The organism is Proteiniphilum saccharofermentans (genome assembly GCF_900095135.1).
Taxonomy (GTDB): domain Bacteria; phylum Bacteroidota; class Bacteroidia; order Bacteroidales; family Dysgonomonadaceae; genus Proteiniphilum; species Proteiniphilum saccharofermentans.
The window spans coordinates 3,355,323-3,382,279 of the sequence record NZ_LT605205.1 but is presented as its reverse complement, the minus strand read 5'-3'; the positions used below and the strand labels follow the sequence as shown (position 1 = coordinate 3,382,279).

The 26,957-nt window shown below is 43.1% G+C and carries 20 protein-coding genes; 17 read left to right on the top strand and 3 right to left on the bottom strand.

Features of this window, described 5'->3' with window-relative positions; genetic code table 11:
• The first annotated feature begins 39 nt into the window (after positions 1-39).
• The 8 genes from PSM36_RS13160 (at position 40) to PSM36_RS13125 (ending at position 16,434) form a co-directional block, all read left to right on the top strand.
• Entirely contained in the window at positions 40-2,259 is a 2,220-nt protein-coding gene (locus tag PSM36_RS13160) for a DUF5703 domain-containing protein (RefSeq protein ID WP_221407937.1), read from the top strand.
• A gap of 88 nt (positions 2,260-2,347) precedes the next feature.
• Positions 2,348-4,969, top strand: coding sequence for a glycoside hydrolase family 2 protein (locus tag PSM36_RS13155; RefSeq protein ID WP_076931316.1), 2,622 nt, complete (start codon positions 2,348-2,350; stop codon positions 4,967-4,969).
• A 91-nt stretch (positions 4,970-5,060) separates the two neighbouring features.
• Positions 5,061-5,993 carry an aldo/keto reductase gene (locus tag PSM36_RS13150; protein WP_076932261.1) on the top strand — a complete coding sequence of 311 codons (933 nt, stop codon included), beginning with the start codon at positions 5,061-5,063 and terminating at the stop codon, positions 5,991-5,993.
• A 101-nt stretch (positions 5,994-6,094) separates the two neighbouring features.
• Entirely contained in the window at positions 6,095-7,108 is a 1,014-nt protein-coding gene (locus PSM36_RS13145; protein ID WP_076931315.1) for a zinc-binding alcohol dehydrogenase family protein, read from the top strand.
• A gap of 5 nt (positions 7,109-7,113) precedes the next feature.
• Positions 7,114-8,037, top strand: a complete 924-nt coding sequence (locus tag PSM36_RS13140) for an amidohydrolase family protein (RefSeq protein WP_076931314.1) — start codon at positions 7,114-7,116, stop codon at positions 8,035-8,037.
• A gap of 52 nt (positions 8,038-8,089) precedes the next feature.
• The gene (locus PSM36_RS13135) at positions 8,090-12,472 is read left to right on the top strand and encodes a hybrid sensor histidine kinase/response regulator transcription factor (RefSeq protein ID WP_076931313.1); all 4,383 of its coding nucleotides are present in this window, start codon (positions 8,090-8,092) and stop codon (positions 12,470-12,472) included.
• A gap of 74 nt (positions 12,473-12,546) precedes the next feature.
• Positions 12,547-15,630 carry a DUF6298 domain-containing protein gene (locus PSM36_RS13130; RefSeq protein WP_076932260.1) on the top strand — a complete coding sequence of 1,028 codons (3,084 nt, stop codon included), beginning with the start codon at positions 12,547-12,549 and terminating at the stop codon, positions 15,628-15,630.
• Positions 15,631-15,903: 273 nt separating this feature from the next.
• Entirely contained in the window at positions 15,904-16,434 is a 531-nt protein-coding gene (locus PSM36_RS13125) for an RNA polymerase sigma factor (protein WP_076932259.1), read from the top strand.
• Between the two features lie 10 nt (positions 16,435-16,444).
• Here PSM36_RS13125 and PSM36_RS13120 read toward each other — a convergent pair whose 3' ends face one another.
• Complete coding sequence (locus PSM36_RS13120; RefSeq protein ID WP_076931312.1) at positions 16,445-17,461, bottom strand: N-acetylmuramoyl-L-alanine amidase family protein; 1,017 nt, start codon at positions 17,459-17,461, stop codon at positions 16,445-16,447.
• 300 nt (positions 17,462-17,761) lie between these two features.
• On the opposite strand from PSM36_RS13120, the gene metK reads away from it, so the two are divergent.
• The 7 genes from metK to PSM36_RS13085 all read left to right on the top strand — a co-directional run bounded on the left by metK (position 17,762) and on the right by PSM36_RS13085 (position 23,033).
• Positions 17,762-19,066: a methionine adenosyltransferase gene (metK, locus tag PSM36_RS13115; protein WP_076932258.1), complete on the top strand. Its 1,305-nt coding sequence runs from the start codon at positions 17,762-17,764 to the stop codon at positions 19,064-19,066.
• 255 nt (positions 19,067-19,321) lie between these two features.
• The gene (locus PSM36_RS13110) at positions 19,322-19,906 is read left to right on the top strand and encodes an LOG family protein (protein ID WP_076931311.1); all 585 of its coding nucleotides are present in this window, start codon (positions 19,322-19,324) and stop codon (positions 19,904-19,906) included.
• 22 nt (positions 19,907-19,928) lie between these two features.
• Entirely contained in the window at positions 19,929-20,819 is an 891-nt protein-coding gene (locus PSM36_RS13105) for a DUF4271 domain-containing protein (protein WP_076931310.1), read from the top strand.
• On the top strand, positions 20,816-21,580 hold the full coding sequence (locus PSM36_RS13100) for a uroporphyrinogen-III synthase (RefSeq protein ID WP_076931309.1): 765 nt from the start codon (positions 20,816-20,818) through the stop codon (positions 21,578-21,580). The genes PSM36_RS13105 and PSM36_RS13100 overlap by 4 nt, the downstream gene beginning before the upstream one ends.
• Positions 21,581-21,660: 80 nt before the next feature.
• Entirely contained in the window at positions 21,661-22,059 is a 399-nt protein-coding gene (locus PSM36_RS13095; protein WP_076932257.1) for a ribonuclease P protein component, read from the top strand.
• A gap of 5 nt (positions 22,060-22,064) precedes the next feature.
• Positions 22,065-22,328: a membrane protein insertion efficiency factor YidD gene (gene yidD, locus PSM36_RS13090; protein ID WP_076932256.1), complete on the top strand. Its 264-nt coding sequence runs from the start codon at positions 22,065-22,067 to the stop codon at positions 22,326-22,328.
• A gap of 3 nt (positions 22,329-22,331) precedes the next feature.
• Positions 22,332-23,033, top strand: a complete 702-nt coding sequence (locus tag PSM36_RS13085; RefSeq protein ID WP_076931308.1) for a TatD family hydrolase — start codon at positions 22,332-22,334, stop codon at positions 23,031-23,033.
• 78 nt (positions 23,034-23,111) lie between these two features.
• Here PSM36_RS13085 and PSM36_RS13080 read toward each other — a convergent pair whose 3' ends face one another.
• Together PSM36_RS13080 and PSM36_RS13075 are read right to left on the bottom strand one after the other, a co-directional pair.
• A complete protein-coding gene (locus PSM36_RS13080) occupies positions 23,112-23,762 on the bottom strand; it encodes a ribonuclease H1 domain-containing protein (protein WP_076931307.1) in 651 nt (216 codons plus the stop codon).
• A gap of 12 nt (positions 23,763-23,774) precedes the next feature.
• Entirely contained in the window at positions 23,775-24,230 is a 456-nt protein-coding gene (locus PSM36_RS13075; RefSeq protein ID WP_083711057.1) for a hypothetical protein, read from the bottom strand.
• A 237-nt stretch (positions 24,231-24,467) separates the two neighbouring features.
• Here PSM36_RS13075 and PSM36_RS13070 point away from each other — a divergent pair, with 237 nt between their 5' ends.
• Both PSM36_RS13070 and PSM36_RS13065 read left to right on the top strand, forming a co-directional pair.
• Positions 24,468-25,637, top strand: coding sequence for a C1 family peptidase (locus tag PSM36_RS13070; protein ID WP_076931305.1), 1,170 nt, complete (start codon positions 24,468-24,470; stop codon positions 25,635-25,637).
• Between the two features lie 19 nt (positions 25,638-25,656).
• Positions 25,657-26,955, top strand: a complete 1,299-nt coding sequence (locus PSM36_RS13065; protein WP_076931304.1) for a UDP-N-acetylmuramoyl-tripeptide--D-alanyl-D-alanine ligase — start codon at positions 25,657-25,659, stop codon at positions 26,953-26,955.
• Positions 26,956-26,957 lie beyond the last annotated feature (2 nt).

The window sequence follows — 26,957 nt, the reverse complement described above, 5'->3', positions numbered from 1 at the left end:
ATTCCTGTTTTTTGTTATTCGCAACCACCGGGTAACAGGATGGATATATATAACCCTGTATGGACCTCACAAAGCGCCGGCTCCCATGAGTCGATGCCGTGCGGGGGCGGGGATATCGGCCTGAATGTGTGGGTGGAGAAGGATGATGTCCTGTTCTATATTTCGCGCAGTGGTTCGTTCGACGAGAACAATACCCTGTTAAAATCCGGGCGCGTTCGTCTCAGGTTGACACCCAATCCTTTCCGGGATAACGATTTCAGTCAAACGCTCAATCTGTCTGACGGTAAAGTGATAATAAGGGGCGGCACTACGGCAATAGAGGTATGGGTGGATGTACATAATCCCATTATTCATGTAGAAGTAAACAGTAAAGAGAAGGTTGAAACCGAAGTGTTTTACGAAAACTGGCGATATAAGGACCGTTTGGTGAGAAAAGGAGAGGGGAACCAGAATTCCTATAAATGGGCGCTGCCTGAAAAGTTATTCACAAAGAGTGACATCATAGAAGTCGAAAAAGAAGCCGTCTGCTTTTATCACAGGAACAGTTCACCGACCATTTTCGATGTAACTGTTTCTCAGCAGGGACTGGACTCGGTGAAAAACAGATTTTTCAATCCGCTGGAAAACCTGATCTCGGGCGGAAAATTATGGGGCGATAATCTGAAATACAGTCACACGGGGTATGGAACGTATATGGATACAGACTATCAATTCTGGTCGCTTAAAAGTAAAAAACCGGCTTCCGGACATCGTATCTGTGTGGCTTTGCATACTGCGCAGGAAGAGGGTATCGACGACTGGAAAAAAGCATTGGATCGGATTTCCCGTCAGGCGGATGTGCTGTCGGCAAAACAAACTGCACAGAAATGGTGGCAGGATTACTGGGAAAGGAGTTATATCATTATAGATAAGGACAGGAAAGGATCGGAAGCATGGAAAACAGGACGGAACTATCAACTCTTCCGTTATATGCTGGGATGCAATGCCTATGGTGCTTATCCGACCAAATTCAATGGCGGGCTGTTTACATTCGATCCCGTGTTCGTCGATTCAACACAGGCTTTTACGCCCGATTACAGGAAATGGGGCGGCGGCACCTTCACCGCGCAGAACCAACGCCTGGTATATTTTCCAATGCTGAAAAGCGGGGATTTTGATATGATGGGTGCGCAATTTGATTTTTACCTGCGTATCCTGAGAAATGCCGAAATCCGATCGCAGAGCTACTGGGGACATGACGGTGCCTGTTTTACCGAACAGATGGAGAATTTCGGTTTGCCCAACCCAAGTGAATACGGATGGAAAAGGCCCGACTATTTCGACAAGGGTATCGAGTACAACGCCTGGTTGGAGTATCAATGGGATACGGTCCTGGAATTTTGCCTGATGATATTGGAGACCAACGCGTACAATAACAGCGACATCACCCGGTATATTCCGTTTATAGAGAGTTGTCTCACCTTTTTCGATGAACATTATACCCGTCTTGCGAAGAGAAGAGGTGCCAAATCGTTGGATGAAAACGGTCATCTGGTTTTATATCCCGGCACGGCGTGTGAAACCTATAAAATGGCATATAATGCGACCCCCACTGTCGCGGCATTGACGGTTGTGCTGGAGAGGCTGGTGGCGTTAGACAACCACCCTGTGGACAAAGAAAAGTGGGAGGGTATGTTATCCCGTATTCCGCCTATCACTACCCGTGTAATGGACGGCAGGGAACTGATTGCCCCGGCAAGATTGTGGGAGCGGGTAAATAATGTGGAGTCCCCCCAGTTGTACCCGGTTTTTCCCTGGCGCCTGTATGGTATCGGGAAAAAAGATATCCATTTGGCGATCAATACCTACCTGTACGATCCCGATATGCTGAAGTTCAGGAGTCATGTCGGCTGGAAGCAGGATAATATTTTTGCGGCTTGCCTGGGACTCACTGATGAAGCGAAGCGGTTGACATTGCTGAAGATGGCCGATGGCCCTTTTCGTTTTCCCGCATTCTGGGGACCCGGATTCGATTGGACACCCGACCATAATTGGGGCGGGAGCGGTATGATAGGATTACAGGAAATGCTTGTGCAGACGGTGGACGACAAAATCTACCTGTTCCCTGCATGGCCCAAAGAGTGGAACGTCCACTTTAAACTGCATCTGAGCGGCAATACAATTGTTGAGGCTGAGCTTGTGAACGGAAAACTGGGAAAGCTGAATGTCTCGCCTTCCCACAGGTTGAAAGACGTAATAAACATGATAGGTGATAGATGATAAATGACTGAAGTTTCGTATGTAAATTTGGGATGTCTCCTGTTTAGTTGCTGTTATCCTACAAATGATAAATAATAAACGATAAGTAATGAGAAAAAATCAGACATTGCTATGTATAGCGATCCTTTTCTTCGGTATTCAACCCGGTATATTGGCCAATAACCCGGAGACATCCGTAGCCGGTTTTTTTGACCTGGAAAAGAGCGGACGGATCATCTATAATTTTAATCCCGGATGGCGATATCATAAGGGAGATGTGGATAACGGGGAATCTCCCCGGTTGGACGACTCCTCATGGAGGGTGGTTTCTATTCCCCATACCGTTGAACTGATGCCGGCTGAAGCGAGCGGCAACCGCAATTACCAGGGACCTGCCTGGTACAGGAAACATTTTGTGGTCGACCAGTCACTAACGAACAGAGATGTATCCCTTTATTTTGAAGCCGTTATGGGGAAATCGATCGTATATATCAACGGCAGAAAAGTAAAAGAACATATCGGGGGATACCTTCCCTTTACGGTTTCGTTGACCGATGCCGGTGTGCAGGCAGGGGATACCTGCCTAGTGGCGGTATTTGCCGATAATAGCGACGACAAGGGGTATCCACCGGGAAAGCCGCAATACACGCTCGATTTCGCCTATCACGGAGGAATTTACCGGGATGTGTGGATGATGGCAAAAGCAAAAGTCGCCATTACCGATGCGGTAGAGGCCAACAAAGTGGCAGGCGGAGGGGTATTCGTTCACTACGACAATATCAGTGAAAAAAGCGCCGATATTTTTGTGGATACCGATATCCGGAACAGGGATACCAGAAGCAGAAGTGTGGTGCTGTTGACCGAACTTTGTGATAGCGAAGGCAATGTGTTGCGATCGGACAGGAAGCAGGTACGGCTTGGCCCCGGAGAGAGCAAAGCCGTGAAACAAAAGATGACCGTGGAAAATCCGGACCTTTGGTCGCCCCGTAGTCCGTACCTCTACCGGATCAATTCGAGGGTGTTGGACGGGAATACACCGCTGGACGGTGGTACCACACGTATCGGAATAAGGAAAGCGGAATTCCGGGGAAAAGACGGGTTCTATCTGAACGGGAAACCCTACGGTCAGCTCATCGGAGCGAACCGCCATCAGGATTTTGCATACGTAGGTAATGCAGTACCCAACTCACAACAATGGCGTGACGCGAAAAAGCTGCGTGATGCCGGATGCGAAATCATCCGTGCGGCCCATTATCCGCAGGATCCCGCCTTTATGGATGCCTGTGATGAACTGGGGCTTTTTGTGATCGTAGCCACTCCCGGCTGGCAGTATTGGAACAAAGATTCGGAATTCGGACGTTTGGCACAGGAAAACAACCGGCAAATGATCCGCCGTGACAGGAACCACCCCTCGGTGCTCGTCTGGGAACCGATCTTAAACGAAACCCGCTTCCCTCTTGATTTTTCGTTAGAGGCATTGAAGATCACGAAGGAGGAATACCCTTACCCGGGTGCTCCGGTAGCGGCGGGTGACCTTCATTCCGAAGGGATTGCGGATCATTATGATTTGGTGTATGGCTGGCCGACCGATGAAGGTAAGGTAAAACAGAGTATCTTTACCCGTGAATTCGGCGAAAATGTGGATGACTGGTATGCCCATAATAACAATAACAGGGCATCCAGAAGCTGGGGTGAGCATCCTCAATTGGTGCAGGCGTTATCACTGGCCCAATCCTATGGGGATATGTTCAACACTACAGGGCAGTTTATCGGTGGAGCGCACTGGCATCCGTTCGATCATCAGCGCGGTTATCATCCCGATCCCTATTTCGGCGGTATTTTCGATGCTTTCCGTCAACCGAAATACGCCTTTCAGCTGTTTAAAAGTCAGGTTGATCCGGAAATATCGCATCCGGTAGCCGAGACAGGGCCCATGGTGTTTATCGCCCACGAGATCACACCTTTCTCCGGCAGTGACGTGGTGGTATTCAGTAACTGCGATTCGGTACGCCTGATTGTCTATGAAACGGATACGATCGTACAGAAAGTGGAAAACGGGGTGAATGGAATTCCGTATGTTCCCGTGGTATTCAAGGATGTTTTTGACTTTTGGGAGATGAGAGAATATACCTACGTACAGAAAAACTGGCAAAAGATCCGTTTCGTGGCAGAAGGGATTATCGATGGAAAAGTGGTAGCTACTACTACAAAGATGCCGTCGAGACGTTCCACGAAACTCAGGCTGTATGTCGATCATGAAGGAACATCGCTGGTTGCGGACGGCTCCGATTTTGTGACGGTAGTGGCTGAAGTGACCGATGACAACGGCAATGTGAAGAGGCTGGCCAAAGAGAATATCCTCTTTTCCGTAGAGGGAGAGGGAACCATTATCGGAGACGCGCATATCGGCGCCAACCCCCGGGCTGTAGAGTTCGGGTCGGCGCCCGTATTGATCCGGTCGACCAAAACTCCTGGTAAAATAACCGTCAAGGCACGCGTGTTATTTGAAGGGGCACATGCTCCCACGCCCGCTGAAATTGAGATAGAGAGTGTCGCTCCTGTGAGGGAAATGAATTACCTGGAAGAGGACGATGACTATTCCGGAGGACCCGGATTTTTCGATGTAAAACGACCGGTAGAAGAACCGATGAGTGAAGAGCAGATCAGAAAAGCGTTGGACGAAGTGGAGCGGCAGCAGACAGATTTTGGTGAGAAGCATCAGAAAAAGTAATTGTTATTATAGTTTATATCGAATAAGATATATTAGATGTCTGGTTGTCTGTTATCTTATTCCGTAATCAATATTATGCCTATTGGAAGATATGGAACAAAGAGAACTTGGAAAAACAGGAATGAAGGTCTTTCCTTTAAGCTTCGGTGCATCCTCACTGGGAGGCGTTTTTCATTCCCTGAAGGAAAACGAAGGGATTGAAGCAGTCCATACTGCTGTGGAAAAAGGGATCAATTTTATTGATGTATCACCCTATTACGGACACCTGAAAGCAGAGATCATTCTGGGGAAGGCATTGAAAAATATTACCAGAAACAGTTACTATCTTTCTACAAAAGTGGGACGATACGGTAAAGACGGTAATAACTATTGGGATTACTCGGCAGGAAGAGCTGTGGAAAGCGTCTACGAAAGCATGGAAAGGTTGAATGTGGATTATATTGATCTGATCAATGTCCATGATATTGAGTTTGCCGATCTGGATCTTGTATGTAATGAGACGCTTCCAGCTTTGGTTGAGTTGCGAGACAAAGGGATTGTAAAACATGTCGGGATCACCAACCTGACACTGCGCCATTTTGTCTATGTGATTGAGCATGTTCCGCCTGGTACCGTAGAGACAGTGCTGTCGTTTTGCCATTTCACCCTGAATGATGATTCGTTGGTCGATTATCTGGATTTCTTTGAACAACACGGTATCGGCGTGATCAATGCATCCCCCTTCTCAATGGGATTGCTTACCGAAAGAGGAGCGCCCGACTGGCACCCTGCGCCGGAACCGTTAAAAACCCTGTGTAAGAAAGCGGCTGATTTTTGCAGGAGCAAAGGGAAAAGTATTGAAAAACTGGCTGTGCAGTATTCGGTTTCCAATCCGCGGATCGTTACTACCTTATTCAGCACTACACGGGCATCCTCTGTGATCAACAATATAGAATGGGCGAACGAGCCATTGGATGAGGAATTGCTGGAAGATGTAAGAAGAATTCTGAAACCCCGTTTCCGTGATACGTGGTTGAACAGTTGAACAATATAAGATGGAACCGACATGATTAAAATAATCGTGTGAAACGAGTATGTAAGTCGATTGAATGATCCCGACGAGTAATGATAATGTGAAAAATAAATATGAAATCTCTCAGTATTTTAGATAGTAAACAGGTCGCATTGGTTGAGAAAGAGAAACCGGTACCTCAGCATGGTGAAGTATTGTTGAAAATAAAGCATGTCGGTTTCTGCGGATCCGATCTGAACACCTTCCTGGGCAGGAACCCGATGGTGAAGATGCCGGTTATTCCCGGCCATGAGATCAGCGCCGTGGTGGAAAAGACTACCACAGGTGTACCCGATACAATCAGGGAGGGGATGCCCTGTACGGTGAATCCCTATACCAGTTGTGGGAAATGTCCGTCGTGTCGCAACGGACGCGTCAACGCTTGTCAGTTTAATCAGACGTTAGGTGTGCAACGCGACGGGGCGATGAGTGAATATATGGTTGTTCCGTGGCAGAAGGTGATCGCGGATGATGCTATCTCGGGCCGGGATCTTGCGTTGATCGAACCCCTGAGCGTCGGATTTCATGCGGTCTCAAGGGCGCAAGTGACGGATCTCGATATGGTGATGGTGATTGGTTGCGGGATGATCGGCATAGGTGCTGTCATTCGCTCCGTATTACGTGGAGCCCGTGTGATTGTGGTCGATCTGGATGATGAGAAGTTACAACTGGCGGAAAAGTTAGGAGCACAATACAAGATCAATTCGGCAACGGAAGACCTGCATTCCCGTTTGATGGAAATTACGCGGAATATGGGTCCGGATGTTGTTATTGAAGCGGTAGGAGCACCGGCCACTTACCGCATGGCAGTGGACGAAGTTGCCTTCACCGGAAGGGTGGTATATATCGGTTATGCCAAATCGGAAGTTGCTTTCGAAACCAAATATTTTGTTGCAAAAGAACTGGATATCAGGGGATCGCGCAATGCGCTGCCGGAAGATTTCCGGGCAGTGATGGAATATGTAAAGCGGAACGAGCTACCCGATACCTTTGTCACCGCAATCTATCCCCCTGAAAAGGGACAGGAAGCGTTGGAATACTGGTCGGAGAATACGGGAAAAGTATTTAGAATATTTATTAAATTTTAACTGGTATGGATTATACCATCATTGATGCCCATGCCCATCTATGGCTCCGGCAGGATACCGAAGTCAACGGGCAGCGGATACAGACCCTGGATAATGGCAAATCACTCTTTATGGGTGAGATCCGCCAGATGCTACCCCCGTTTATCACCGACGGACGAAACACGGCCGAAATCTTTTTGTCGAATATGGATTATGCGCAGGTGTCGGCAGCGGTGATTACCCAGGAATATATCGACGGGCTCCAAAATGATTATCTTTGGGAGGTACAACAGAAATATCCTGACCGGTTTCTCTGTTGTGGCATGGTCGATGTCCGTAAGGAGGGGTATTTACAGCATGCCGTACAATTGATCCGACAGGGATTCAGGGCCATTAAACTGCCTGCTAACCGGTTTTTATTGCCTGACAAAAGAATCTATCTTACATGCAATGAGATGATGCAGGTTTTTGAATTGATGGAAAAAAATTGTATTTTGCTGTCGATTGACCTCGCGGACGGGGCGGCCCAGGTTGCCGAGATGGAAGAAGTAATCGCTGAATATCCCGGATTAAAGATTGCCATAGGCCATTTTGGAATGGTTACCCGTCCTCAGTGGACCGGGCAAATTAAATTGGCCGGACACGAGAATGTAATGATAGAATCGGGAGGCATTACCTGGTTGTTCAATGACGAGTTCTATCCTTTCAAAGGAGCTGTCCGGGCAATTAAAGAAGCCGCTTCGTTGGTGGGGATGGAAAAATTGATGTGGGGATCTGATTATCCCCGCACCGTCACAGCTATTACATACCGTATGTCGTATGATTTTGTGCTGAAATCGGACTTGCTTACCGAAGAAGAAAAGAGACAATTCCTTCGGGCCAATGCCGAACAATTTTATGGATTTGATAATCTTGTCGATTTACCGTATATCAAAAATATGTCGGAATAAACCGTACTGAAGTTGCATATACCATACCGGCAAGAGAAAGGAATTTAATAGTATGAAACTCAAATTTATATCTCTTTTTTTATGTCTGTTTTATGCTTTCTTTGCATGGACCGATAATACTATCATCATAGAGCAATACTCTACGGAAAAAGGATTGGCTCATGAAACAGTGAATTGTATATTAAAATCCCCCGATGGGTTTTTATGGATCGGCACATGGTATGGTTTGTGCAGTTTCGATGGAAAAGAATTCAAAACCTATAACAGCAGCCATAAATTTCAGGCAGATGTGCCGCCACGCAAAATCCAGCATATCATTGAAGATAAATACGGGAATCTGTGGCTGAAAACAACCGATCATAAATTATATATCTTTGATAAGAAAAAGGAACGATTCCATGCCATATTCAATCGCTTGTCCAGTGAGTTCTCGGTGAATACACAAATCATTAAGATGACAGAAACAGAAGAAGGGAACTTCCTTTTGCTGACCAAAGATAAAGATCTCTTGCTGGCCATACCTTCCGAAGATATTTTTGTTGACATATTGTTGCAGTATAAGTCGGATAACAGAACCGGAGATTCGAAACTAAAAAAGAATATTCTCTATGAAAGTGCCGACTATATTAATTGGATAGGAATGGATTTTTCGATCTTATCCTGTAAAAAGGGGGATGAACTAAGGAAAAAAACGGTGAAGTATATTTCGGAAAAACTTTCCCCATTATCTGACGGCTATTATTATACGTGTGCTTTTGAGCAGGATGATAGACTATGGTTGGGGAACAGGACGGGAGAGATTATTTGCGTATACCTATCGGATGGAGATATTGATATAAACAAGACGTTGTCAGGTGTAGGAGAGATCCGGAATATAATTCCGGGTGTTGACTCCATACTGTATGCAGCTGTAAAAGATAAAGGGATATACAGGCTGAACCCGAAAACCAATGAATCGAAAATGCTTATCCCTACGAAATTAAACATTGTCGACTCATTCCGTGACGATAGTGGAATGATGTGGTTTGTGACGGACAGCAATAGTGTCATCGTATTTGATCCCGGAAATGAGAGTACAAACATTTTTGAATTTCACGGACAGCAACAAATAAACGAAACACTGAACTGGCAGGATGGACAGGAACTGGGTATGTTTTTCCTTGCAACATCGGGAACTGTTTATCAGATTGACAGAAAAAGCATGAAGTGTGCCCCATTGAACGGTATTTCTGATCAGGGTGACGATATAAGCAATAAGACCTCCAACCTGTTATTTGATGACAACGGTATTTTATGGCTTACTTCTTATGAGAATGGAATTTTCAAAATTAGTTTTCCGGAAAAACAGTTCAATCTGTTCAATCCTTTCTCTGCTTTTAACATAGCTGATCTTGTTTCAGAAAGAGATATAATGCCGGTGAAAATGCTCTTTCGAGCCAAAAACGGCGATATATGGATAGGAAACCGGTTATCGGAAGTTTTCTGTTTTAGTAGTGATGGTGTGCTGAAGCATACTTTTTCCTCTTCCAATTATAATATCGGGAATGTGTATCACATTATGGAAGACCGGCAAGGCACGCTGTGGTTCTCAACAAAGGGAAAAGGGCTTGTAAGTGCTATACGGGATGAAAAGAATCCCCTCGGATATCAATTTAAAAGATACCTGCACGATGCGGATATTGCCAATTCTATCAGTAGTAATGATGTCTATTATACATATCAGGACGGTAAGGGGCGAATATGGGTCGCCACTTTTGGCGGTGGTTTGAACCTGATGCAGGAGGAGCAGGGTTTTATTTTGTTTAAACATAAATACAATTCTTTTTCCAACTATCCGGAATATGGGCAGTATATGGAAGTACGGGCAATTACAGAAGGCAAAAACGGTAGAATATGGGTAGGTACAAGTGACGGATTGATGTCCTTCGATGGAAATTTCACCTTGTCTAAAAATATTGCATTCGAAACGTACAGAAATGATTTGAATATAAGTAATGATATTTATAATCTGTATAAAGACAAAAACGGTACCTTATGGCTAAGTGTCTTTGGTGTGGGATTAAATAGGTTAGTGAAGTATGACGAAGAGAAAAAGAAACCTCTGTTTGAATCTTTTGGTATTAAAGACGGAATTAACAGCGACGTCATTTTGTCGATAGTGGAAGATGACCACAACAATTTATGGCTTTCAACGGAAAAAGGAATTTCCCGCTTTGATCCCCACACCAAAACTTTTCGTAACTATGGTAAATATGACGGATTAGCCGACTTTTCGATGGAAGAAACAAGCGCTCTTAAACTGGTTGACGGTACCATATGGTTTGGGAGCAGAGAAGGTATCCTGCAATTTAAGCCGGAAGATATAAGTGACTATCACGTGACTTATCCCACTTATATCATAGACATGAAGGTCTCAAATAGGAATTATGATGAGTGGAGTACCGATAGCATATCGATTAAATATTTGGATGAAGTGGAGTTGAAGCATAACCAATCCATGTTCTCCATTGAATTTGCCGCGCTTAACTATCATACTCAAAATCATGTGCGTTATAAATATATTCTGGATGGATATGAGAAAGAATGGCATATTACCGACAAAAACAGGATCGCCTCGTATACAAATGTACCGCCCGGAAGATATTTGTTCAGAGTACATACTGTTGATGAAACGAATCCTTCACTATTCTCGGAAAGAACGCTCCAGATAAGGATACTTCCGCCCTGGTGGAAATCAACATGGGCATATGTTATTTATATCATTCTTTTGCTCTTCTTTTTATATTTCTTGCTCAGATTTATAGCGCTGATGATTAAAATGAAGAACGATGTCTATATCGAACAGAAAGTCTCTGAACTTAAAATAAAATTCTTCACCAACGTATCGCATGAACTGCGCACTCCGCTCACTTTGATCAAAGGGCCCATCCAGGAATTGAAAGAGAACGAGAACCTTTCAGAGAAGGGGGCTAAGTATATAACTCTTATGGAGAAAAACACCAATCATATGTTGGGGTTGGTTAATCAAATCCTGGATTTCCGTAAAATTCAAAATAAAAAAATGCGGCTGCATATTTCTCCAGTTCGTTTGAATACACTTATTGAATCGTTTTACAATGAATTTTCCCTGCTCTCCATGGAAACAAACATCAGCTATGATTATCACTTATTGGGTGATAATATTGTGGTATGGGTAGACAAGGAGAAACTGGAGACAGTGATACGCAATATTATTTCCAATGCGTTTAAGTTTACTCCTTCCGGTGGAAGTGTTTTGATTACAGGTGGTTGTGATGAACAGAACAACACCTGTTTTGTGCGTATTGAGGATAATGGTATTGGTATTCCGAAAAACAAACTGGATGAAATATTCGAACGTTTTACCCAAAACAGCTCTTATTATCAGGGCACAGGGATCGGATTGGCGTTGTCGAAAGAGCTCATTACACTGCATCATGGCCGTATAGAAGTAGAAAGTATTCAGAATGAGGGATCTGCATTTACTGTGGTGTTGCCATTAGGAAAGGAGCATTTCAAAGAATCGGAAGTGGAATTTTATATGAATGACATCATTGAAACAGATTTCGCTTTACAAACGAATGGATTTCCGGATACGACAAACGAAAATGAATATACGGATGACAGATCCGATTTGCCGAATATCCTTATCGTGGAAGATAACAAATCGTTGTGTGATTTCCTGAGACTTCAGTTGGAAGACTCATTCAATGTACATGTTGCTTATGATGGAGAGGAAGGACTGAAGAAGGTTCATCTCTACTATCCCGATATTGTTATCACGGATCAAATGATGCCAAACGTCAGTGGATTGGAACTATTGAAGCATATCAGGGATGATTTTCAGATAAGTCATATTCCCGTAATTATTCTTACCGCGAAAGACGACGATGAAACCCAGATCAAGTCCATGCATTCGGGTGCAAATGCCTATATTACCAAACCCTTCAGTAAAAAATATCTGATTGCCCGGATTGATCAACTATTGAATGATCGGAAAATTTTCAGGGAAAAGTTATGGAATATGGACGAGAATGCATTGCCGTCGAGCAACAGTTATGGGGAATACCTTATCAAAAAGGATGTGGAGTTTCTGAGAGATATTAATCAGATAATTGAAGATAATTTGGAGAACAGCGATTTCAACATTGATACCATTGCCTCGAGTCTGAGTATAAGTCGATCCGCCTTTTTTAAGAAACTGAAAAGTATTACAGGGCTGGCGCCTGTGGATCTTGTAAAAGAGACCAGGCTAAGGAAAGCCGTTGAGTTAATCAAGAGTACAGACCTGTCGGTATCAGAGATCGCTTTTGCTGTCGGATTCAAAGATCCCGGTTATTTCGGAAAATGTTTCAAGAAAAAATACAATCTTTCTCCCCGTGATTACCTGAATGAATACAGGTATAGTAAAGTTTGATTACAAAATAGGCTCCTGTTCGTCTATAAATAAAATAATCGTATATGGTATTGCGAAAATTCAATTTTCGGATAATGGTATTTTATGCAGCATTCTTCTTTACAATACCGCTGCTTTTTGCTCAAAACTACTCGTTAGCCGTAGAAGAAGGTAAAATTATATACAACGAAGACCATTTGGGGAATAGGGTGCTGGATTTTTCTTATTGCGGGTATAAAAATTCAAATGAAGATATTCCTTATATAGACAATACGGTTTTTGTGGCGCATCAAGTCGGAGATGCCTCCCAAATAATCCAACGGGCCATAAAGTATGTAGAGAGTCTCCCGCTAAATGACGATGGATTCAGAGGGGCTGTTTTGCTGGATAGAGGTGTTTTTACTCTTAACGAACCGTTAACGATCACCCAGTCGGGTGTTGTGCTGAGAGGAACCGGGAGAAACGAGACGGTGCTGCGAAAAGCAGGGACTGACCGTAATGCCTTTATCCGAATTGAAGGTAAAAATGACATACAATACATAGATACATTTGCCATTTCTTCTGAGTATATTCCGGTAAATTCCCGTGTGGTAGTTCTGCAAACGGTTTCAGGTCTAAACAAAGGGGATGGGATAATGGTATTCCGACCCTCCTCCACAGAATGGATTTCCAAACTTGGATGCGATCATTTTGGTGGTGGTATCACCGCTTTGGGATGGAAGGCGGGCGATATAGACATAATGTGGGATCGAAATATTAGGGAAGTAAATGATGGTGCCATTGAAATAGATGCTCCGCTCAGTATGACACTTGACTCCAAAGAGGCAGCGTCTGAAATATATACTTATCAATGGCCGGGGCGGATAACGAATAGCGGGATAGAAAATATACAACTTGAATCGGAATACGATAAAAATTATCCAAAGGATGAAGACCATTGCTGGACGGCTATATCGATAGAAAATGCCCGGGATTGCTGGGTAAGAAAGATCGTTTTTAAGCATTTCGCAGGAAGCGCCGTCATACTTCAACCCTCCGGTTCACGGATAACCGTGGAAGACTGTATCTCTTTGCAACCTGTTTCTGAAATAGGGGGGATGAGGAGAAACACATTCCTAACCATGGGTCAGTTGAATCTTTTTCAGCGTTGCTATTCCGAAGAGGGTATCCATGACTTTGCCGCAGGATATTGTGCGCCCGGACCCAATGCATTTGTACAATGCGCGACAAAAGATTCAAAAGGATATAGTGGTGCAATAGATAGTTGGGCGTGCGGTCTGTTATTCGATATTGTCGATATCGACGGAAATAACCTGGTATTTAAGCATCTCGGACAGCATAAAAACGGAGCAGGGTGGGGTACGGCCAATAGCCTGTTTTGGCAGTCTACAGCAGCGGAAATAGAGTGTTATTCCCCCGATCCGGAGAATAAAAACAGGGCATACGGGTGTTGGGCCCAATTTTCGGGTGATGGGGAATGGTACGGATCGAATAATCATTTGCGGCCGAGAAGTATATTTTACGCTCAATTATCAGAACGATTGAATGTAAATATCGATGAGAGAGCGAGAATCTTACCGATAAATACAAGCGCTACAAGTAGTCCAACGGTCGAACAGGCGATGGAAATGGCACAGGAAGCATATAATCCCAGACTGACCTTGCAAAAGTGGATTGAAGATAATCTCTGTATGGATACTGCCGGAAGCAGTACTCTTTTATCCGTTAGTGAGTTGGATGAATCGGATAATTCTGAGAACAAGCAGTTTATACGTTCCATTGAAATTGTAGATGGCAAGATCAGTATGGATAAGCGTCTGTTGACCGGTGGAAAACAGGATGTGCCTTGGTGGAGCGGAAAATTGAGGACCGGTAATATCCAAAATTCAAAACCGCATATAACCCGGTTTGTACCGGGAAGAGAAGGCTGGGGATTGACCGACAGAATTGATTCTGTGATAGCTTTTATGGCCGGGAATAACCTGGTGGTTCTGGATCATAATTACGGATTATGGTATGATCGGAGACGGGACGATCATCAGCGGGTAAGAAGGAAAGATGGTGACGTCTGGGGACCATTTTACGAACAACCTTTCGCCAGAAGCGGAACAGGAACTGCCTGGGACGGATTGTCCAGATATGATTTATCGAAACCGAATGAATGGTACTGGTCGAGGCTTAAAGAGTTTGCCGACAAAGCTTCGGATAAAGGGATCCTGTTATTCCACGAAAATTATTTTCAGCATAATATACTCGAAGCGGGCGCGCATTGGGTGGATTCTCCCTGGCGGACAGCGAACAATATAAATTCTACCGGATTTCCCGAACCTGTACCGTTCGCCGGAGATAAGCGAATATTTATTGCCGATATGTTCTATGATACCGATAATCCTGTGAGAAAGGAGTTGCATAGGGAATACATCCGTCAGTGCCTTAATTCTTTCGCAGACAATACCAATGTAATACAGTTGATAAGCGCGGAATTTACCGGTCCGCTCCATTTTGTACAGTTTTGGATAGACGAAATTGCCGCCTGGGAACAGGAAACGGAAAAAAATGCCATAGTGGCCCTGAGTACGACCAAAGATGTGCAGGATGCAATATTGAACGACCCTGTCAGATCGGAAGTTGTTGATATTATTGATATCAGGTATTGGCATTACAAAGATAACGGGGATCTGTATGCACCGGAAGGGGGCAAAAATATGGCGCCGCGCCAGTTTGCGAGACAGATGAAAGTCGGTAAAATTACTTTTGAGGATGTCTATAAAGCCGTGAAAGAGTATCGTGAAAAATATCCGCAGAAAGCAGTTACCTATTATTCCCAGAAATACCCGGAAATGGCATGGGCCATTTTTATGGCCGGCGGTTCCTTGTCGCAACTGCCGGTAATACAGGATGCATCATTTTTTAAAGATGCTTTGTTGATGGATGCCAAGGTGACCCCTGACTATTATAAACTTGAAAAATCCGGTATAGGAGCAATCATTTATTCTCGAAATAACCTGGAAAATACCCCTGTGCAGCTTTCTTCCGGGGTATACCAGTTAAAAAATGTTGACACAAAAACGGGTAATGTAGCCATTATAGACAGTGAAATAGTTGTAAAAGAAACATACACTTTCAACCCCTCTCACGATAAAGAGCAGGTATATTGGTTTAAGCGGATTGGTAATTAAGGTATTAATAATCTCTTGTGTTGTAAATAGATCGAATTGTGTAATTATTTGATTTAGAATTGTTTTAAGGTGTTAGCCTTAAGAAAACACTCTCTTGGAGATTCTTTTTTCTGCGGAAAATGTGTTATAGGACATGTTTGTCAATTTTTTCCAGTATAATACCAGAAAACACCAATTGTCGGGATAAATATGCTGTACGTTTGTCAAAAATAAATAAAAGATAAAACGTATTTTACTATGATTACTCAAATTCCGAATACCGCAGAAAAAATAATGGAAGGAAATCCGATGGAATTTCTTAATCTGAAAGATGTGGATACCTTTACTTATTTGTATGATGTCTATGCCGATTCTCTTTTCAATTATGGATGTAAATTGACCAGTGATCATGAAATGTTGAAAGATTGTATCCATGATGTGTTCATCAAAATATATAATAAACGCTATGAATTGGATGAAGTATTTAATTTCAAATCGTATCTGTTTGTTTCGTTAAAAAATAAGATATTTGATGAATTAAAGAAGAAGACCCTGCTTGCCGAAAAACAGGTAGAAGAGTATCATCCTGTCGCCGCTGAGAACGTAGAGGCTGATTATATTATAAACGAAAAAGAGAGATTTTTTAATAAAAAAGTTACCACCCTGTTAAATCAGCTTTCCGTGCGACAAAAGGAAGCAATCACTCTCTACTATCTGGAAGAAAGAAAATATGAGGATATCTGCGTAATTATGGATATCAATTATCAATCATTGCGAAATTTAATTCATAGAGGGCTTACAAGATTACGGGTAATAGCGAATTGACCCGGAGTGTTCACCGGACCGATTTCTTGTAATCTTCCATAAACGCCTGTGCCATCCAATTGGCCAATGCCTGGCGATTGTTGCTTGAAAGGATACGCCGGCGGTCAAATTCGTTTTGGATATTTCCTGTTTCGACTAAAATGGACGGTGGTTTCAGATGGCGGAGCACATAGAGGTTGCGTTGTTCTACAAATCCTCCGAATCCTCTGCCGGGCTGATGCGTGTCATATTTTACGCGGAACAGGTCGCGCATGGTAGTCGCAAGTAATTTGGAATGCTTGTCGTCGGAATGGTAGAAAAAGACATCGATACGTTTTCCCTTGTTACGGCTGTCTACATGGATGTCGATGGCACGGATATATTTAAATTCCCCTTTGTCTCTCTGGTACAACTCGTTTACTTTGTCCACACGTTGTTTTAGCCGGTCGAGTTGATCCCTGGGAATTGGTTCACCCATGCATGTCTCATTAGAACTGTTGTCCAGGTACATTTCGTCTCGGATTCCGTCGTTTGGATCCTGAATAATCACGTATACTGTGGCGCTTTCCATCATCAAATTACGGGCAAGCCGTAAAGCTATATCGTATGCATACTCGTCTTCATGCAACTGCCTGTTACCCACACGTGCCACTGCTCCCGGATCAGGTCCTCCATGGCCGCTGATGATATAAAAACAAGCATCTTTCAATCGGTCAGACTGCGGTGTGACCTCACTTAGTTTTTTTCCAAAAATGGCAGGATCAGTTCCACCACCTGCTAACTTTTCGGAAGGAGGATACTCATCTCCCGGGTGTAGTGGAGGAATCAGGTAAACCGTTCCCAATTCAAGGCCACCCTGGTCATTGAGCCTGTCACCATTCAGTTCCATAAATTCCTGTACATACGAGTCGCCGATCCTGTTCCAACGGCGCAGGAAAGAGAGTATACCGTCACCCTCCACCGGGTAAGCCATATCTTGTGCCATTGACGGTAGAATTCCCAAAAGCAATATCCCTATGATAATAGTGCGAAAAAAATAGATCTTCATACACAAAATGTCGTTCTACCCCGTGAGGAGAAATAGCAACGGGAAGAATGAAATTAACCTGTTCGGATTGTCGTCAAAAATAGCTATTTTATTTCTGTTTACCTCTTATAGAAAGAACTGATAATACATTTTAACCTTTATTCGAGACTATTCAGCCTGTTTTATTGTTATCTTTGCAGTCGACAAAATGAATGTGGACAGATTTGAACTGCTTGCAACCACAGAAAAAAATGCTAAAACGCTTGCTGCATTTTCCCTTCTTCATTGCTTCAGTTCTTCAAATTTTTTATCAGCTTTAAAATGAATTATTTTTTTACCTCCGAGTCGGTGTCGGAAGGGCACCCCGATAAAGTGGCCGATCAGATATCGGATGCTTTGCTTGATGAGTTTTTAGCATACGACCGTGATTCAAAAGTAGCGTGTGAAACCCTTGTGACAACCGGGCAAGTTGTGTTGGCGGGCGAAGTGAAGTCGAATACCTATGTCGATGTGGCCGAAGTCGCACGTGGTGTTATTGCGGATATTGGTTATACCAAAAGTGAATATCGTTTCGAGGCGCTTTCCTGCGGCGTTTTTTCCAGTATACATGAACAATCTGATGATATTAATCGTGGCGTGGATCAAAAGGCCGATCCTATGGATCAGGGAGCTGGCGACCAAGGGATGATGTTTGGGTATGCTACAGATGAGACGGCAAATTACATGCCTCTGCCTATCGACTTGAGCCATGCCTTATTGCAGGAACTGGCCAATATCAGGAAAAATGAGCCGGAACTGATGCCTTACCTGCGTCCTGATGCCAAGTCGCAAGTAACGATTGAATATAATGAAGAGGGAGTGCCCCAGCGCATTGATACCATTGTGATCTCAACACAGCATGATGAATTTGAACAACCGAAAGGCAATACGAAGGAAGCGGCGCTTGAAGCTGATAGAAGAATGCAATCACGTATAAGATCGGATGTTAAGTCAATCCTTATACCGAGGGTACAGGCACAATACAGAAAGAGAAAAGATGTACACAAACTGTTTGACGGGGATATTACTTATCATGTGAACCCAACAGGGAAATTTGTGATTGGAGGTCCGCATGGGGATACCGGATTGACAGGCCGGAAAATTATTGTGGATACATACGGAGGAAAAGCCCCTCATGGAGGAGGTGCTTTCTCGGGGAAGGATCCTTCAAAGGTGGATCGTTCCGCTGCCTATGCAGCACGGCATATCGCCAAGAATATGGTGGCGGCAGGTGTCGCCCAGGAGATGCTGATCCAGGTCTCTTACGCCATCGGGGTAGCTGATCCTATGAATATCTACGTGAATACCTTTGGAAAGAGCAATGTCGACCTTTCAGATGCGGAGATTGCGAAAAAGATTGAGATGTTGTTTGATTTGCGTCCGAAAGCTATCGAGCAACGATTAAAACTTCGTAATCCAATTTATAGGGAAACAGCATCATATGGTCATATGGGGCGCGAACCAAAAATAGTGAAAAAGGTGTTCAATTCGCGTTATATGCCAGAGCCTGTACGGCTTGAAGTGGAACTGTTTACCTGGGAGAAACTGGATTATGTAGACAAGATCAAAAAGGAGTTTGGTCTGTAGAAGGACTGGGAGACAAGGAGGTTGGGGAGACGAGGAGACTGGGGAGACTGAAGAGTGAAAAATTAAAAGTGAAAATTTAGGATTTGGAACTTGGGATATGGGACTTGGGTGATTAGGTGACTGGGATGTTGGATTTTACAATTTGGCTTACGCCGATTGTTAATTGACTACGTCGATTTGCAATTCATAATCTTGAATTGAAAATCAGCGTAGCTAAATCCTTGAATCTTGAATCTTGAATTTTGAATTAAAAATATGGAAAACGGGAAAAAAGAAGTAGTGGTTTATTGTGCATCCAGCACAGAGATCGGCCAGCTCTATTTTGATGTCGCGTCTGCTTTAGGAAAGTTACTTGCGGAGAATGGTTACATATGTATAAACGGTGCAGGAAAAGAAGGATTGATGGGAGTTTTGAATGATGCGGTACTGGAGCATGGAGGCAGGGTGAAAGGTATTATCCCCCGGTTTATGGTGGATGCCGGTTGGGGACATTCTCATCTTACAGAGACTATTGTCACTGAGACCATTCATGAACGGAAAGCGGCTATGGTGAAAACGGCCGATGCAGTAATTGCTCTTCCCGGCGGAGTGGGAACGTTGGAAGAGTTGGCGGAGATTATTACCTGGAGGCAGTTGGGCTTATATCGTAAGCCGATTATTATTTTAAATGTAAACAATTACTACCAGCCATTACTCTCTTTTTTCGAGAAGATGATTAGTGAGAGGTTTATGAGAGAGTCTTACCGGCAGTTATGGCAGGTAGTAACCACCCCGGAAGAGGCTGTCACCCTCATCCGGACTATTCCAGACTGGAATCCCGGGTATACCAAATACGATTAATGGTGGTATTGCACTGAAAAGTATGATACTGGTTTCAGATACTATTTCCGACACCCTCCCTTACTATTTAAAGGTTGAGGGGGAGCAGGTCGTTCCGGAGTCATGGCAAATGAGTTTCGGACAGTATGATTTTTTTCCCACTGACAGTACCCAGGTTTTCTTTAATTTTGATGGGGGAGCCGCCTCATCTATGCAATTATTGCAGAATGGTTCCATTGGTGCTCCTCTCCCTTTTTCTCCATGGATACATTCTGTTTTTTTTCTTCTCTTCCTCTTTAGCTTCATGTTATTTGCTTTTATTTTTCGTTGGGAAGGAACAGCCCTAAAAGGTAATTTTAAAACTGTTTTTTCTTTTGGAAAACCGGTTGCATCCGTACATAAAAGCCAGGTAACCAAAACAGAAGCCTGGGGAGAGTTCTATCTGCTTCTTCAGGCTATTCTGCTTTTCTCTATCCTGATTTTTTCATGGTTGTGGAGCAATGGATTTTCCATATATTCCTTAAGAGCACAAATACTTGGCTTTATTGGTGTTTTTATGGGGCTTGCCTTATTAATCTATCTGAAAATTGCAGGTTATCGACTGATTGGGACTTTCTTTTTACAGAATGAGATGAAAAGTTGGTCGACTTACTATTCCAGAATAATGGAGATTCTTGGAGTGGCTGCTTTTCTTCCTGTAGTTTTTTATGTTTATTTACATGAAGTTAGGAATATTATGCTAATCCTTATTGCAGTACTCTTTTTTATTAGTCGGATGGTCATTTACATTGAGTTATTAAATATTTTTGTTAAAAATAAGATCAGTCCTTTCTATTTTTTTGTCTATCTTTGCGGCACTGAAATCGCTCCTTATTTTCTATTATATAAAGGAGTGCTTTTAGCCATAACTATTGCAGGAGATAACATTATATGAACGCGCGGAAAGTAAAGAAAATTCTCATATCACAACCTAAACCGAGTAGCGAAAAATCGCCTTATTACGAGATAGCGGAAAAGTTTCATCTAGACTTACATTTCTATCCTCTGATCAAAGTAGAAAGGGTCTCATTGAAAGAATTCCGTCAACAGCGTATTAATATACTTGATTTTACGGCGGTCATTTTCACGGCGAGAACAGCGGTTGATAAGTTTTTCTCGATCTGTGAAGAGATGAAGATTGTAATTCCTGAAACAATGAAATATTTCTGTATTTCGGAGACTGTGGCACTTTATCTGCAGAAGTATATTGTTTATAGGAAACGGAAAATATTTTTTAGCCAGACCGGTAAGATTGACGGACTGAATAATGCCTTTACCAAGCACGCGAAAGAAAAGTTTCTTTTTCCTGTTCCGGAAGAACATAATGATGAAGTGACTAATTTTCTTGATCAAAAGAAGATAAACTACACCAAAAGTGTAATGTACAGAACGGTGAGCAATGACTTCGATAAGGATGAGAAGTTTGATTACGATATGATTATCTTCTTTAGCCCATTAGGAATACAATCGTTATTGAAAAATTTCCCTGATTTCAAACAGGGAGACAGGGCTATAGGCTGTTTTGGTAATGCTACGGCAAAAGCTGTAGTGGATGCTGGACTAAGACTCGATTGTGAAGCTCCTCAGCCTGATTATCCTTCCATGGCTGCTGCATTGGAAGCCTTCTTGAAAGAAAACCACAAACATTGGGCTTGATTTTTTTTCGAATCAGTAACAATTAAATCCAAAAACAATTATCTTTGTCGGTATAATTGCTTTCGGAGGATTGCATATATATGGAACGCTTCAGGTTTACGAAGAAAGAGCGGGTAACAGGTGAAAAAAGAATCGAAGCCCTCTTTACACAAGGGCGATCCTTTATGTCGTACCCCTTTCGGATAGTGTATCTGGAGACGGCACAATACGGATCGATGCCATTATCGATACTTATCTCCATCCCTAAAAAGAGGGTTAAGTCGGCAGTTGACCGTAACCGGATGAAGCGGCTTGGGAGAGAGGCTTATCGGCTCAATAAGCACCTGTTTCTCCCCAATGGATTGGCGGAAAATGAACATCTTGACGTAGCATTTATTTATGTGGCAGATAAGCTGTGTGATTATGCTACGGTAGAGAAAGGAATACGAAAAGCTATAAAAGAATTGAATCACCGGATTGAGGAGAAAAAACAGTGCTGAGAATAATCAAAAACGTACTAGCGTGGATACTACTCCTGCCGGTTTATTTCTACCGAGCTATCATTTCTCCCCTTACGCCTCCAAGTTGTCGCTATACGCCTACCTGTTCACAATATACGATAGAGGCGCTTAAAAAACATGGCCCTTTCAAAGGTTTTTATCTGTCTGCCAAGCGTATCATAAGTTGTAATCCCTGGGGAGGGTCGGGATATGACCCCGTGCCCGATCCGAAGCCGAAAAAGCGGAAGCCGAAAGCAGAGGCCAATTAAAATATGGAATTTTACGACGTACACACCCATCAGATTTTTATTGAAGATAGCGATGATCCTTATCACTCGTGTATCTTTGATGTTTACCCCCTTGAGTTTGAAGTAGCAAAAGAATCTTATTCACGTCACGCCTTTTCGTGCGGAATTCATCCCTGGTACTCAGAAGAGAGCGAGAACCAGATGGCTTACCTGTACGAAATTGCATCCAATTCTCGTATTATCGCTATAGGCGAAACAGGTCTCGACAGATTGAAAGGGCCTTCGTTCGACCTGCAAATACCTGTTTTCAAGAAACATATAGAACTCTCCGAGAAATTGTCAAAACCGGTAATCATCCACTGCGTGAAAGCGTGGGAAGAGGTGATACAGGTTCGAAGAGAGGTGAAGCCTACCCAGCCCTGGATCATTCATGGTTACCGGAGTAAGCCGGAGCTTACCCAACGGCTTGTGAAAGAAGGATTTCTTTTTTCTATTGGGGACAATATCAATGTGGATTCCATGCAATTAATACCCCTTGATTCCTTGTTTTGTGAAACTGATGAAGGTGAAATGTCCATTCGTCAGGTTTACCTGCAAACTTCGAGGGCATTGAATATGAATATAGAGGAGTTTGCCGACAGGGTAGCTGCAAATGTACGCCGGATATTTCCTACACTTCAACCACCCAAATCTTATTATCCGGACGAAGAGGAAGAGGAGGGCTGAGAGTTTTCCATTTAATATACAACTATTAAACGAAACCGGCGAGGTGTTCATCCGATAGCAGTTGTGAATCTATCCCTATCATTTCCTTCCAAAATCGGCGGGGATTTCACCCCACAGTTTGGTCTCCCATTTCAGGATCGGGTTGGAGTAGCTGTTGTTTTGAAGCCAGTTCTCGGCTCGTTCAATTAACTCGAAGATCGGTTTGTTTACATCAGTCTGTGCCAGTTTGGTTTTACACTTTTTATTTGTCACCCATTTCATGGCATTCACACTATCGGAATAGATAGGGATTGTACTGTTTTTCTTTTTGAGTAATGCCAGGGCGTGTACAATGGCAAGGAATTCACCGATATTGTTTGTCCCATCGGCCATTGGCCCCACATGAAAGATTTCGGCCCCGTCCGCTACAAATACGCCCCGGTATTCCATCAAGCCGGGATTACCACTACAGGCGGCATCTACAGCGATGCTCCCGGCCAATATTTTTGCAGAGGATTCCGATGCTGATGCAGATCCCGATGATGGGGCGGATTTCACTTTTTTACCCTGCTGGTTGTTCAGGGATTTCCATGGATTGGAAGAAAATGCTTTTTCTGCCTCCTCCCGGGTTGAAAAAGATTTGTATAGGGCATTCTCAAAACCGGAAACCTGTGCTTTACAATCATCCCAGGAACTATAGATCCCCGGTTTTATCCCTTTCCAAACAACGTAAAATTTCTTTTTTGCCATCAATTTTTCCCCTTACATCGATTCAAGGATATAAGGAGTTAAATCCTCTTCCAGATCTTTCCGGATGGGTTTCTCCTCTATCATGATGATGCTGTCCACGATAAATTTGGTATACCCTCGCCAGGGTAGCGTACCGAAATATTCTTTGTAATGTAATTGCACATTTTTGCCACTCGATATCATCAATTGTTCTGCAATTTTCTTGTCTACTACTGAAAAATCGAACTGATTCGACTGTAATCCTCCGGGTTTATCAGCACGAAAACCTGACTGGATCAGTTTCCCTTCGTAGGTTTTAAAGACAACTCCTTTATAAACAAGATAGTTCAACTCCCCCGATTTTACCCCTGTTCCAAATACATAATAGAAACGTACATAGATAAAAATTCCGAGGGCAAGTATCAATATTCCGAGGAACCATAACAGTCCCTTACGCATTCTTTTTTTGGCAGGCCTTAAATCATCCATATCGCAATAATTTATTTGTAGAATATAAGATGCGTCTCGGATAAGCTTAAGCAAGCTTAGCTTACCTCTCGACTTTCTTTATATTTGAAGCCGTAAATATACCGCTTTTTTGACTTTTTACGGAAATAGTAGTCTGAAAACAGAAAAAATTCCCCGATTTATGGTACATTTGTGCTTCGCACGAATAACAATTGAATAACTATCGACTAACTATTAAATAACAATACAGGTATCATTATGAACAAATTGATTACGGTCTTTATTCTTCTTTTAACGACTTTAACCATTTCGGCACAGGGTATTTATAACTTCTCGGTAGTAAAACAAAATCCCATTACATCGGTAAAGAATCAGGCCAGTTCGGGAACTTGCTGGAGTTTCTCTGGCGTAGGATTGCTAGAATCGGAACTGATCCGTATGGGGAAAGGGGAATTCGATCTCTCTGAAATGTATATAGTCCGTAGAAATTATGAGGATAAAGCGCAAAAATATGCTCGTCTGCATGGCAATCTCAATTTTGCCGCAGGCGGATCTTTTGCCGATGTGATAGAGACTATAGATGAATATGGAATAATGCCGGAAGATGCTTACCGGGGGCTTAATTACGGTTCCGAAACACATAATCACGGTGAACTGGATAAGGTCCTGAAAGGATATATGGACGGAATTATCGGTGCCAGGAACCTTTCTCCGGTATGGTCTAACGCATTCTCAGCAATATTGGATACTTATCTGGGATCTTTACCGGAAACATTTGCCTATCAAGGCAAGCAGTATACGCCACATACCTTTAAGGAATTTCTTGGGCTCAAGCAAGAGGATTATGTCTCTTTGACCTCTTTTACCCATCATCCTTTCTATAAACCATTTGCTATTGAAGTGCCTGATAACTGGCGTTGGGCCAATTCATACAACCTCCCTATTGAAGAATTGATGGAAGTGATGGAAAATGCCATTATGGGAGGATATACCATTGCCTGGGCTTCGGATGTGAGTGAAGCCGGCTTTTCACGTGAAGGAATTGCTATCATGCCTGATGAAAATGCGGCCGAAAATGCAGGTTCTGATCAAGCCAAGTGGCTTGGCCTCTCCACACGTGAGCGGGATGCAAATCTGAGAGCACGCGTCGGAACAGAGGTGCTTGCAGAAAAGCATATTACCCAGGAGATGAGACAACAATCTTTTGATAATTACCAGACTACCGACGACCATGGTATGCAGATTTATGGTATTGCTAAAGACCAGAATGGGAACAAATTTTATATGGTAAAAAATTCATGGGGTGAAACCGGTCCTTATAAAGGTTTGTGGTATGCCTCAGATCCGTTTGTACGCTACAAGACTTTAAGTATCGTCTTGCACAGGGATGCCATCCCCGCACAGATTGCTGCAAAATTGGGTTTGTAAATCATTTAGCTTAAGCTATATGGAAACCGCTGCACTATATAATCTATTTCTTCAATATCCTTCTGTTACCACCGACTCACGGATATGTCCCAAAGATTCTATCTTCTTTGCTTTGAAAGGAGATAGATTTAATGGTAATCTGTTTGCGGAAAAAGCGATTGAGGCAGGATGCGCCTACGCTGTGGTGGATGAAGAGCCGGAGAAAGAAAATGACAGGATCATTTTGGTAAAAGATGCATTGCATTCGCTTCAGAAACTCGCCAACTGGCACCGTAAGAAGTTGAAAATACCTATTATCGGCATCACGGGAACAAACGGAAAAACTACTACGAAAGAGTTGGTAGCCGTCGCTTTGTCGAAAGAGTTTAAGGTGGCCTATACACAGGGAAACCTGAATAACCATATTGGTGTCCCACTCACATTGTTGTCTATGAATAGATCGCATGAGATAGGTGTAGTGGAGATGGGGGCAAGTCATCCGGGAGATATCAAAGAACTATGTGAGATTGCAGAACCCAATTATGGTATCGTTACCAATGTGGGTAAGGCGCATATGGAAGGATTTGGGAGTTTTGAGAATCTGGTTGCTACCAAATGCGAATTATATGATTTTATCAGGGAAGGCAAAGGAAAGGTATTTGTCAATAAAGACAATCCGATCCTGTATGAACAGACGGAAGGCATGGACCGGATCCTTTATGGCAAAAATGATCCTTCACTCTTTGCTTCCGGTTCGATTGCCAATGCTACTCCTTTTCTGGAATTCGACTGGAGCTTTTTCGATAATTCTTATCGTGTCAAAACCCGACTGGTAGGTGAATTCAACTTTGATAATGCAATTGCTGCGGTTGCCGTCTCTAAATTTTTTGGGATTAATGCTGAACAAATCAGTGCTGCACTGGAAGAATATGAACCCACAAACCTCCGCTCCCAGTTTAAACGCACCGAAAAAAATGACCTGATTATCGATGCTTATAATGCAAATCCTACCAGCATGAAGGCTGCATTGGAATTTTTCTCATCCATTCCTTCATCGTTATCTAAAATGGTAATCCTGGGGGAAATGAAAGAGTTAGGGGAAAGCAGTGATGAAGAGCATGAAAAGATAGTTCAGCTTCTAAAGCAACAACCTTATGACAAGGTTTATCTGGTAGGTTCGGCTTTTAATAAATGCACCAGTGAGAATGAATCTTTCCGGTTGTTTGATGATGTGGACCTATTGATAGAGACACTGAAAAAGAAGCCTGTTTCAAATCACTATATCCTTTTGAAGGGTTCTCATTCTGTACATCTGGAGAAGGCCGTCGATAGCCTATGAGG

Bases quoted from the DNA above. Each gene is read 5' to 3' on its own strand.
- PSM36_RS13160 (WP_221407937.1), top strand. From the start codon at position 40: ATGGATATATATAACCCTGTATGGACCTCACAAAGCGCCGGCTCCCAT.
- PSM36_RS13155 (WP_076931316.1), top strand. From the start codon at position 2,348: ATGAGAAAAAATCAGACATTGCTATGTATAGCGATCCTTTTCTTCGGT.
- PSM36_RS13150 (WP_076932261.1), top strand. From the start codon at position 5,061: ATGGAACAAAGAGAACTTGGAAAAACAGGAATGAAGGTCTTTCCTTTA.
- PSM36_RS13145 (WP_076931315.1), top strand. From the start codon at position 6,095: ATGAAATCTCTCAGTATTTTAGATAGTAAACAGGTCGCATTGGTTGAG.
- PSM36_RS13140 (WP_076931314.1), top strand. From the start codon at position 7,114: ATGGATTATACCATCATTGATGCCCATGCCCATCTATGGCTCCGGCAG.
- PSM36_RS13135 (WP_076931313.1), top strand. From the start codon at position 8,090: ATGAAACTCAAATTTATATCTCTTTTTTTATGTCTGTTTTATGCTTTC.
- PSM36_RS13130 (WP_076932260.1), top strand. From the start codon at position 12,547: ATGGTATTTTATGCAGCATTCTTCTTTACAATACCGCTGCTTTTTGCT.
- PSM36_RS13125 (WP_076932259.1), top strand. From the start codon at position 15,904: ATGGAAGGAAATCCGATGGAATTTCTTAATCTGAAAGATGTGGATACC.
- PSM36_RS13120 (WP_076931312.1), bottom strand. From the start codon at position 17,461: ATGAAGATCTATTTTTTTCGCACTATTATCATAGGGATATTGCTTTTG.
- metK (WP_076932258.1), top strand. From the start codon at position 17,762: ATGAATTATTTTTTTACCTCCGAGTCGGTGTCGGAAGGGCACCCCGAT.
- PSM36_RS13110 (WP_076931311.1), top strand. From the start codon at position 19,322: ATGGAAAACGGGAAAAAAGAAGTAGTGGTTTATTGTGCATCCAGCACA.
- PSM36_RS13105 (WP_076931310.1), top strand. From the start codon at position 19,929: ATGATACTGGTTTCAGATACTATTTCCGACACCCTCCCTTACTATTTA.
- PSM36_RS13100 (WP_076931309.1), top strand. From the start codon at position 20,816: ATGAACGCGCGGAAAGTAAAGAAAATTCTCATATCACAACCTAAACCG.
- PSM36_RS13095 (WP_076932257.1), top strand. From the start codon at position 21,661: ATGGAACGCTTCAGGTTTACGAAGAAAGAGCGGGTAACAGGTGAAAAA.
- PSM36_RS13085 (WP_076931308.1), top strand. From the start codon at position 22,332: ATGGAATTTTACGACGTACACACCCATCAGATTTTTATTGAAGATAGC.
- PSM36_RS13080 (WP_076931307.1), bottom strand. From the start codon at position 23,762: ATGGCAAAAAAGAAATTTTACGTTGTTTGGAAAGGGATAAAACCGGGG.
- PSM36_RS13075 (WP_083711057.1), bottom strand. From the start codon at position 24,230: ATGGATGATTTAAGGCCTGCCAAAAAAAGAATGCGTAAGGGACTGTTA.
- PSM36_RS13070 (WP_076931305.1), top strand. From the start codon at position 24,468: ATGAACAAATTGATTACGGTCTTTATTCTTCTTTTAACGACTTTAACC.
- PSM36_RS13065 (WP_076931304.1), top strand. From the start codon at position 25,657: ATGGAAACCGCTGCACTATATAATCTATTTCTTCAATATCCTTCTGTT.